A 9,233-nucleotide genomic window follows, 5' to 3' on the forward strand; every position below is an offset into this window, starting at 1 on the left:
CCGTCCGGCCGGGGCCGGACGCCCGCGCGTCCGGCGAGTCCTCGACGCCGCGCTGCCCGGGAACGGTGGTGCGCCGGGCGGCCAGCGCCGGACCGCCGGCCGTGGGCAGCCCCAGCAGTTCGGCCAGGCGCTCCTCGGCACCGAGGGCCTCGGCGGTGGCGCGTTCGGCGGTGTAGGCGGACTCGGCGGCCTCGGCGGCGTCCTCGGCACGGGCCGCGGCGAGTTCGGCTCCGGCGTGCCGGCTCGCCAGCTCGCGGGCGCGTTCGGCGCTGCGCGCCGCCGCGTCGCGGGCGGACTCGAACGCGGCCACGGCACTCTTCTCCGCGTCGCCGGCGGCCAGGGCGGCCCGCGCCGGGTCGGCGTCCGGGTCGCTGTCGTCCAGCCAGCCGGCCCGTACGGCCTCGGCCATCTCCTGCTCGACCTCGGTGAGCCGCTGGCGCAGGTGGTCGGTCTCGCTGCGGGCCCGCTGCGCCTCGGTGGCGGCGTCCGTGGCGTCGCGGTGGGCGCTCTCGCTCTCCCGCTGGAGGACGGCGGACCGCTCCTCCTCGTCGGTGGCGATGCGTTCGCTGTGCTCGGCGGCGGCGTTGAGGGCCCTGACCAGTGCGGTCGCGGCCTGGGCGCGGGCGGCGAGCGCGGGGGCGGCGTCCCGCTCGGCCTCCCGGATGGCCGCCGCGACCCGGGCCGCCCGGTCCGCTGCCGTACGGTGCGCGAGCACGGTCTCGGCCGCCTGCCACGCCGAGTGCAGGGTGCGGGCCTCGCTCAGCTCCCGCTTGTGGGCGGCGGCGGCCTTCTCGGCGGCGGTCAGCGCGAGGGAGGCGTGCCGGTAGGCGAGTTCGGCCGCGATGAGCAAGGCACGGGAGCGGGCGTCCTCGGCCCGGGTGACGGTCTCCCGCGCCTGCGCGAGCTGCTCGGACAGCTCGGCGGCGCGGCCCCGCTCCTGGGTGCCGCGCGCGGTCAGCCGGCGGGCCAGCAGCCGGGTGCGGCGCTCGGCGCCCGCGTGGATCTCCCGCGCCCTGGCCCGGGCCTGGGCCGCCTCGGTGATGCGGTGCAGATGGTCCAGGGACCCGGCGGTGAAGTCGCGTTCGGCGGTCAGCTCGGCGCGGCGGCCGAGCTTGTGCGCGAAGCCGTGCACCAGGTCGGCCAGACCGTCGGTGTCGCGGGTGTCGGTGACGGCGCGCAGCAGCAGGTCGGTGAAGTCCGAGTCGTTCTTGACGGCGAAGAGGCCGGCGGCCTCGCCCTCGTCGGCGTTCATCTCCCGCTGGTAGCGGAAGAGTTCCGGGTCCAGTCCGAGCGTGGTCAGATGCTCGTTCCAGCGCTCGTGGACCTCTTCCCACACCACGTCCAGGTTCGGGTACGCCTTGCCCGTCTCCATCAGGACGTCCCGGAAGCCCTTCATGGTGCGCCGCCTGCCCCGGGCCGAGGAGGTGCCCTCCGCGCGGGGGCGCAGCGCCGCCGACTCGGCGACGGGCAGCGAGTCCAGCGACATCCCCGGTCCCGGCCGGAACGAGTACCACGCCTCGGCGAACTTGCGCGGGTCGCCGGAGACCTGCCGGCCGCGCCACTCGCTGACCTTGCCGACCACGATCGTCTCGCCGGTACGGGTGTGCTGCCACTCCAGGGCGACGTGACCGCAGTCGTCGGCGAGCAGGAACTTGCGGAGCACACCCGAGCTGGCGCCGCCGAGGGTGTTGCGGTGGCCGGGCAGCATCACCGAGAAGATCAGTTTGAGCAGCACGGACTTGCCGCCGCCGTTCTCCAGGAAGAGCACGCCGGCGGGGGCGGGCCGGCGCGGCGGCCCCTGCGGCTCCTCCTCGAAGAAGTCGGCCTGCGCCGGGGCCGGGCTGGGTACCGGCTCCCCCACTCCGCGCAGGTCCAGCACGGTGTCGGCGTAGCGCGCACCGGCGGGCCCGATGGAGTAGAGGCGGATCCGGGACAGCTCGTACATGGCGGCGGGGCTCTCGTGTCTGGGGTTCGTGGGTGGTGCGGGGCGGTCGGGCGGTCCGGTCGGGCCGGGCCGGGCGGTGCCGGGCCGGCCAGGGGCTCAGGAGTGGAAGGGCAGTCCGGCGTCGGGCGCCAGCTCCAGGCCGTCCTCCCCCCGTGGCGGCAGCAGGCTGGCCGTGCCGTCGGAGACCGGGACGACGCCCAGCTCCAGCAGTTCGGCCATGGCCGCGCTGCCCGCCATGTCGCGGACCTGGAGCTGGTAGCGCGCGGTGGTGCGGTAGGTGCCGCCCGCGTCGTCCCCGGTGCGCTGGAGGAAGCCGGAGTCGGCGAGGAAGGCCACGGCCTTGGCGATGATGCCCGTGGTCGAACCGGCCAGCCTGCGCGCGTCCTTGGTGGCACCCGTGGAGCTGCGCCGCGCGTAGACGCGCCACGCGGCCTCCAGGCCCGGCGCGTCGGTGACCGGGTCGGTGTTCTCGCCCTCCGCCTCGGCCCGCTCCTCCAGCTTCCGGCACGCCTGCCGGACGAAGGAGTCGACGCCGTTGACGGTGATCCTGCCGATGTAGCCGTCGTCGGCCAGGTCCTCGGGGCGGGGGAACGCCATGGCGGCGCAGGCCAGATGGGCGAGGCCGTGCAGGAAGCGGTCGGCCGAGTCGGTGGCGGCCCGGCGGGCGTAGTCGCCCATGCGGACGGCGAAGACGGAGTCCTCGGCCGCCGCGAGGGCCATCCCGGCACGCGTGGAGACCTCCAGCACGACCAGGCCGAGGCCCGTCGCCACCGCGTCGGCCAGCCTGGCGAACGGCGGTTCGTCTCGGTAGCGGCGGAGGAGTTCCGCGTAGTCGGCGTCCCTGGCGGGGACCAGCTTCGGATGCAGCCCGAAGGAGACGAGACGGGCCGCGTCCGCCGCGTCGGCGGGGGTCACCTGGTGCGGTGCGCCGGTGCTGCCGTCCTCCTCGTCCGGGCCGGGCTGGGTGGTGTGGTCAGTCATCGTCGCTCCGGTTCGCGTGGTCGTGGGCACCCGGCGCCCGGGAGGGGCCACGGGCGCCACCGGGGCCGGGGCCGCGGGAGGGCGGGCACCAGGCGCGGGCGCGCGCCCGGCGGCGGGAAGCCCCGGGCACCGGCCCCGTCATGTCGCCTCCGTCCGGTCCGCCGCCATCCCGGCGGCGTCCAGCAGCGCGGTGCCCACGATGAGGTCCGCACCGCCGAACTCCTCGTCCTCCAGCTGTGTGCCGTCGTCCACGGCGAACAGCAGCCGCTGCTCCCCCTGGCGGTAGGCCGTGCCGACCGGCGGGCTGGCGGCGTGGACGGCCAGCAGGGCGACGAGGTAGGGCAGATCGGGATCGCGGCGCCGGGCGTCCGCGAGCAGGCCCGACAGGCGGCGCGGGGCGTCCGGCGGCAGCTCCAGCAGCTCCGTCGCCGCCTCCAGCTGCTCCTCGCTGAAGCGGCTGTCGTCAGGGGTGGCCACCAGGTCGGGCTCGGGCATCTGAGCGCCGAGGTGCTCGCGGGGGGCGGGCGGGGTGAGCAGCATGTCCGTCAGATCGCCGAGGCGGACGGCGCCGGGCGTGCGCAGTCCGGCACCGCGGGCGAAGAAGGCGTCGGTCACGCGGGTGGCCCGCTCCAGGGGCAGCGGCAGGACGGGGGCGAGCAGCTGCCCGTACAGGTCGAGCCCCGCGCGGGCGGCGGGCGGCGCGAACGCCTGGCGGTCCTGCTCGGCGCGGAAGAGCGGCCCGGCCTCCAGGAGCCGGGACTGGAGCTGGGTGTGGCGGCGGATGCAGTCCTTGACGATGTCCACCAGCTCGGCCGCGCGGCGTTTGTGGTCGGGGCCCCGCTCGGAGGCGGCCTCGTCGCGGACCTTGCGGATGTTGGTGAGGATCGCGTTCTCGTGGCGGTACCGGTCGGCGACGTGGTCGAGGGCCTCGGCGATCATGTCGGGCACGGCGTTGAGCCAGTCGACGGCGCGCACGTCGCGGCGGGTGGCCTCCAGGGTGCGGCGCAGCGCCTCGGCGTACTGGACGGTGCGGTAGCGGGCCTGTTCGGCGGCGAGCTGCGCGTCGGCCAGCCGGCCGCGGCTGATGAGGACCTCCAGCTTGACCTCGGCCGCGATCTGGGCGCTGGTGACGTCCGTGTCCAGCGCGCCCACCAGGACGTTGACGGCCTCGTCGGTGGTGCGCAGGTAGACGCTGCCGCCGGGGCCCGGCACCTCCTCGATGAGCTTGAAGTCGTAGTCCCTGCGCACGTAGGTGCCGTCGGGGCCGAAGGTGCCGTAGACCGCGCGGAAGCCGCGGTCGACACTGCCGACGTTGATCATGTTCTCCAGCACCCAGCGCGCGACCCGCTCGTGCTCGGCGGTGGGGCGGGCCGGGGCCTGGGCGGCGACGCGGGGCAGCAGCTTGGCGACGACCTGCTCGTGGTCGGCGCCGGTGTCGAAGTCCATCTGGAGAGTGACCAGGTCGATGGCGGCAAGGGCCAGCTCGGCCATCGCGTAGGTGCTGTACTCGCCGGCGAGGTTGGCCTTGCGCGCGTCGAGATCGTGCAGCGGCGCCGTGCAGGCGAGCGCGCGCAGGCGGCGGGCCAGGCCCTCGTCGGCCGCAGGGCCCGGAGCCGGGGACGGCCTGGACGCACCCGTCCCCACCGGGGTGCTCGTCGTGGTGGCGCTCTCAGTCACGACGGACACATTAAGCCGTCGCACCGACAAGATCCGAAACGGCACGGTTGGCACTCTCCGGGCCGGATTGTCGCGGACGCGCCGGACGGAGGGCCGACCCGTCAGCCTAGCTTGCGGGCGTACGCCTCGGCGAGCTGGCGGCGGGAGTCGTCCAGGTAGACGGCGAGCAGGCGCTCGGCGGCGGGGGCGTCGCCGTCCTGGAGCGTGCGCAGGATCTCCTGGTTGCGCGGCAGGTACGGCTCGTGGAAGCGGCGCGGGTATTCCATCACGTGGAAGACCAGGCGCAGTTCCGCCAGCACCCCGCGCATCATCTCGTCGGTGCGGGGGCTTCCGGCCAGCTCGACGATCCCCTGGTGGAAGCGCATGTTGGCGGTGCCCAGGTCGCGCCAGCGGTGCGCCTCCGCCGCCTCGCGCCCCGCGGCGACGGCGGCCTCCACCGTCCCGAGCGCGTAGGGCGGCGCGGACAGCTGCCGCAGGGCGGCGCACTCGACGAGGCGCCGGACGCGGTAGAGGTCCTCCAGGTCCTCGACGGTGAGCTTCCGCACGAACATGCCGCGGTTCAGCTCGTGCGCGAGGAGCCGTTCGTGGCTCAGCAGCCGGAACGCCTCGCGCAGGGTGTTGCGGGAGACGCCCAGCGCGCCGCCGATCTCCTCCTCGGCCAGCCGCATGCCGGGGCGGAACGCTCCCTCGATGATGCGGGTGCGCAGGATGCCCGCGACCCGCTCCGCCGTGCTGGTGCGCCCCAACAGTTTGCGGTCGTCCGTCAGTTCGGCCAGCACGTTCTCGCTCATGGGGGGAAGTCAACCGCAGTTCCGCGAACGGGACAAAGCCGGGGTCACGGAGCCGCACGCCTGCCGCCTGCCGCCCCGCCCGCCCTCGCCCCTCCCCGCTCAGCCGCCGCCACCGGCCGGGTGGCCGTAGCCGCCGCCTCCCGGGGTGTGCAGGACCAGCGCGTCCCCGGCGGCGAGTTCCACCACGTCCACCCCCGCCAGCCGCTGGGTCCTGCCGTCCGCGCGCTCGACCAGATCGGCCCCCAGCGCCCCGGGGGACCCGCCCGCCATGCCGTAGGGGGCGACGCGCCGGTGGCCGGCGAGCACGGCGGCGGTGACCGGCTCCAGGAACCGCAGCCGCCGCACCACCCCGTCACCGCCCTTCCAGCGGCCCGCGCCTCCGCTGCCGCGCCGGATGTGGAAGTCCTCGAGGCGGACGGGGCAGCGGAACTCCAGCACCTCCGGGTCGGTGAGCCGCGAGTTGGTCATGTGGGTCTGCACCGCGTCGGCCCCGTCGAAGCCGTCCCCGGCTCCGGAGCCCGAGGCGACGGTCTCGTAGTACTGGACGCGGTCGTTGCCGAACGAGACGTTGTTCATCGTCCCCGAGCCCTCGGCCTGTACGCCCAGAGCGGCGTAGAGCGTGCTCGTGACCGCCTGCGAGGTCTCGACGTTGCCGCCGACGGTGGCCGCGGGGAAGCGGGGCGCCAGCATCGAGCCCTCCGGGATGCGCACGTCCAGCGGGGTGAGGCAGCCGCTGTTGAGCGGGATGTCGTCGGTGACGAGCGTGCGGAAGACGTACAGCACGGCGGCCAGCACCACGGAGCTGGGCGCGTTGAGGTTGTCGTCGCGCTGCGCCGAGGTGCCCGTGAAGTCCAGCAGCGCGGTGCGGCGTCTCCGGTCCACCGTGACGGCGAGCCGGATGACGGCGCCGCTGTCGGTCTCGTACGCGCAGGTGCCGTCCCGCAGCCCGGCGACGATACGGCGGACGGACTCCTCGGCGTTGTCCCGCACGTGCCGCATGTACGCCTGGACGACCGGCAGGCCGAACTGCTCCGTCATCCGCTCCAGTTCCGCGATCCCCTTCTCGTTCGCGGCGATCTGGGCCCGCAGGTCGGCCAGGTTGGTGTCCGGGTCGCGGGAGGGATGGCGGGCCCGTGTCAGCAGCGCGCGGGTCTCCTCCTCGCGCAGCCGCCCGTCGCGCACCAGGAGCCAGGTGTCGAACAGGACGCCCTCCTCCTCGACGGTACGGCTGAACGCCGGCATCGAACCGGGGGTCAGGCCGCCGATCTCGGCGTGGTGGCCGCGCGAGGCGACCAGGAAGCGCAGCCGCTTGCCGTCCTCGTCGAAGACGGGCGTCACCACGGTGATGTCCGGCAGGTGGGTGCCGCCGTGGTACGGGTCGTTGACGGCGTACACGTCACCGGGCCGCAGCGTGCCCTCGGTGCGCCGCAGCACCTCCTTGATGGACTCCCCCATGGAGCCCAGGTGCACGGGGATGTGCGGCGCGTTGGCGACGAGGTTGCCCTCCGGGTCGAACAGCGCGCACGAGAAGTCCAGCCGCTCCTTGATGTTGACGGAGTGCGCGGTGTTCTCCAGCCGTACGCCCATCTGCTCGGCGATCGCCATGAAGAGGTTGTTGAAGACCTCCAGTTTCACCGGGTCGGCCTCGGTGCCCACCGCGGGCGCCGGCTCACCGCGCCGCACGCGGGTCAGCAGCAGATGCCCGCGCGGATGCGTCTCGGCCTCCCATCCGTCGTCCACGACGGTGGTGGCGTCGGGCTCCACCACGATCGCGGGGCCCGTCAGGCGCGCACCCGGCCGCAGTGCCTCCCTCGCGTACAGCGGTGTGTCGTGCGGGCGCCCGCCGGAGAACACCCGCGCCACAGCGACCGGTTCCGGACATTTCCCGCCCCCCTCCGGCAGCTCGGCGCGGGCGCTCACCGGTCCCGCGCGGCCGGTGGCCTCCGCGAGGGCGGTGGCGACCACGAGCGGCTTGTCCATGGTGAAGCCGTAGCGCCTGCGGTGCTCGGCCGTGAAGGCGTCCGCCATGCGTGCCGCCCCGTCCAGCGGCACGGTCAGCGAGGCGTCCGTACCGGCGTACCGGAGCTGGAGCCGGGCGGCCGTGCTGATCGCCTCGTCGGGGAGGCCGTCGGCACGCAGCTCCTGCCGGGTCCGCCGCTCCAGCCGCGCGCACAGCTCGCGCACCCCCTCCAGCGCCTCCTCGGACAGCTCCTCCTCGACGGACTGCTCGCGCAGCGCGGTCGCGTCGGCCACCCCGATCCCGTACGCCGACAGCACACCGGCCAGCGGCGGTACGACGACGGTGCGGATTCCCAGCTCGTCGGCGACCGCGCACACGTGCTGCCCGCCCGCCCCGCCGAAGCCCGCGAGCGCGTAGCGGGTGATGTCGTGGCCCCGCTGGACGGAGATCTTCTTGACGGCGTTCGCCATGTTGTGCACGGCGATCTCCAGGAACCCGGCCGCGGTCTCCTCGGGGGTGCGTCCGCCGCCGGTCTCCTCCGCGATCCGGGCGAAACCCTCCCGCACGACGTCCACGTCGAGCATCTGGTCGCCCTCCGGACCGAAGACGGCGGGGAAGTGGGCGGGCTGGATACGGCCCAGCATCACGTTCGCGTCGGTCACCGTCAGCGGACCGCCCCGCCGGTAGCAGGCGGGCCCCGGCACGGCGCCCGCCGAGTCGGGACCGACCCGGAAGCGGATGCCGTCGGAGTGCAGCACCGAGCCGCCGCCCGCCGCGACCGTGTGGATGTCCATCATGGGCGCCCGCGTCCGCACCCCCGCGACCCGCGTGCCGAACACCCGCTCCAGTGCCCCCGCGTAGTGCGAGACGTCCGTGGAGGTGCCTCCCATGTCGAACCCGATGACCCTCTCGTGCCCCACCTCGGCACAGCTGCGGGCCATTCCCACGACACCCCCGGCGGGGCCGGAGAGCACGGCGTCCTTCCCCCGGAAGTGGCCGGCCTCGCGCAGCCCGCCGTTGGACTGCATGAACATCAGCCGCACGCCGCGCAGTTCCCGGGCGACCTCCTCGACATAGCGGCGCAGTACCGGCGAGAGGTAGGCGTCCAGCACGGTGGTGTCGCCCCGGGGGACCAGTTTGATCAGCGGGCTGACCTCGTGCGAGCAGCTCACCTGGGTGAACCCGCGGTCACGGGCGAGCCGGGCGACCTCGCGCTCGTGCGCCGGGTACCGGTAGGAGTGCAGCAGCACGACGGCGGCGCTGCGGAAGCCCGCGCGGCGCGCTTGGTCGAGGGCCGCCCCGGTGGCCTCCCGGTCGAGCGGGACGACGGTGCTGCCGTCCGCGCCCATCCGCTCGGGCACCTCCACGACATGGTCGTAGAGCGCCTCGGGCAGCCGGATGCGGCGGTCGAAGAGGCGGGGGCGGTCCTGGAACGCGATCGCGAGGGCGTCGCGGAACCCGCGGGTGGTGACCAGCACCGTCGGCTCGCCCCTGCGCTCCAGAAGCGCGTTGGTGGCCACGGTGGTGCCCATCTTCACCGCGGCGATCCGCTCCGCGGGGACGGGGGCGCCGGGCGGCACGTCCAGCAGCCTCCTGATGCCGGCGACGGCCGCGTCCTGGCCGGGGCGCCCCGGATCGTGCGAGGGCACCTTCACGGCGGCGGGCGTCCCGTCGGGCCGCCTGCCGATCACGTCCGTGAAGGTCCCGCCCCGATCGACCCAGAACTCCCACCGACCAGCCACTCCTCCATGGTGCCCCGGCCGTCCCGCGCCGCAAGGCACAGCGGTCCGGCCCGGGACGGCAGGACGGCGCGGCGGCGCAGCGGCACGGCGGGGATCCCGCCGTCGCGGCGGAGAGGGGGCGGTGGGGCGGGTCAGGC

The 9,233-nt window shown here is 74.9% G+C and carries 4 protein-coding genes and 1 pseudogene; all 5 read right to left on the reverse strand.

Translation table 11 applies throughout. The features are described from left to right. Positions 1-1,945, reverse strand: a pseudogene (locus FM076_RS04210) (hypothetical protein); the annotation flags it as partial. Positions 1,946-2,041: 96 nt separating this feature from the next. After that, complete coding sequence (locus tag FM076_RS04215; RefSeq protein WP_173868589.1) at positions 2,042-2,926, reverse strand: hypothetical protein; 885 nt, start codon at positions 2,924-2,926, stop codon at positions 2,042-2,044. A gap of 138 nt (positions 2,927-3,064) precedes the next feature. After that, the gene (locus FM076_RS04220; RefSeq protein WP_173868590.1) at positions 3,065-4,603 is read right to left on the reverse strand and encodes a hypothetical protein; all 1,539 of its coding nucleotides are present in this window, start codon (positions 4,601-4,603) and stop codon (positions 3,065-3,067) included. A gap of 101 nt (positions 4,604-4,704) precedes the next feature. Continuing rightward, a complete protein-coding gene (locus FM076_RS04225; protein ID WP_173868591.1) occupies positions 4,705-5,394 on the reverse strand; it encodes a GntR family transcriptional regulator in 690 nt (229 codons plus the stop codon). Positions 5,395-5,493: 99 nt separating this feature from the next. Next, complete coding sequence (locus tag FM076_RS04230) at positions 5,494-9,096, reverse strand: hydantoinase B/oxoprolinase family protein (protein WP_173868592.1); 3,603 nt, start codon at positions 9,094-9,096, stop codon at positions 5,494-5,496. Positions 9,097-9,233 lie beyond the last annotated feature (137 nt).

Origin of the sequence: Streptomyces albus subsp. chlorinus (genome assembly GCF_013302895.1) — a bacterium.
Lineage (GTDB): Bacteria > Actinomycetota > Actinomycetes > Streptomycetales > Streptomycetaceae > Streptomyces > Streptomyces chlorinus.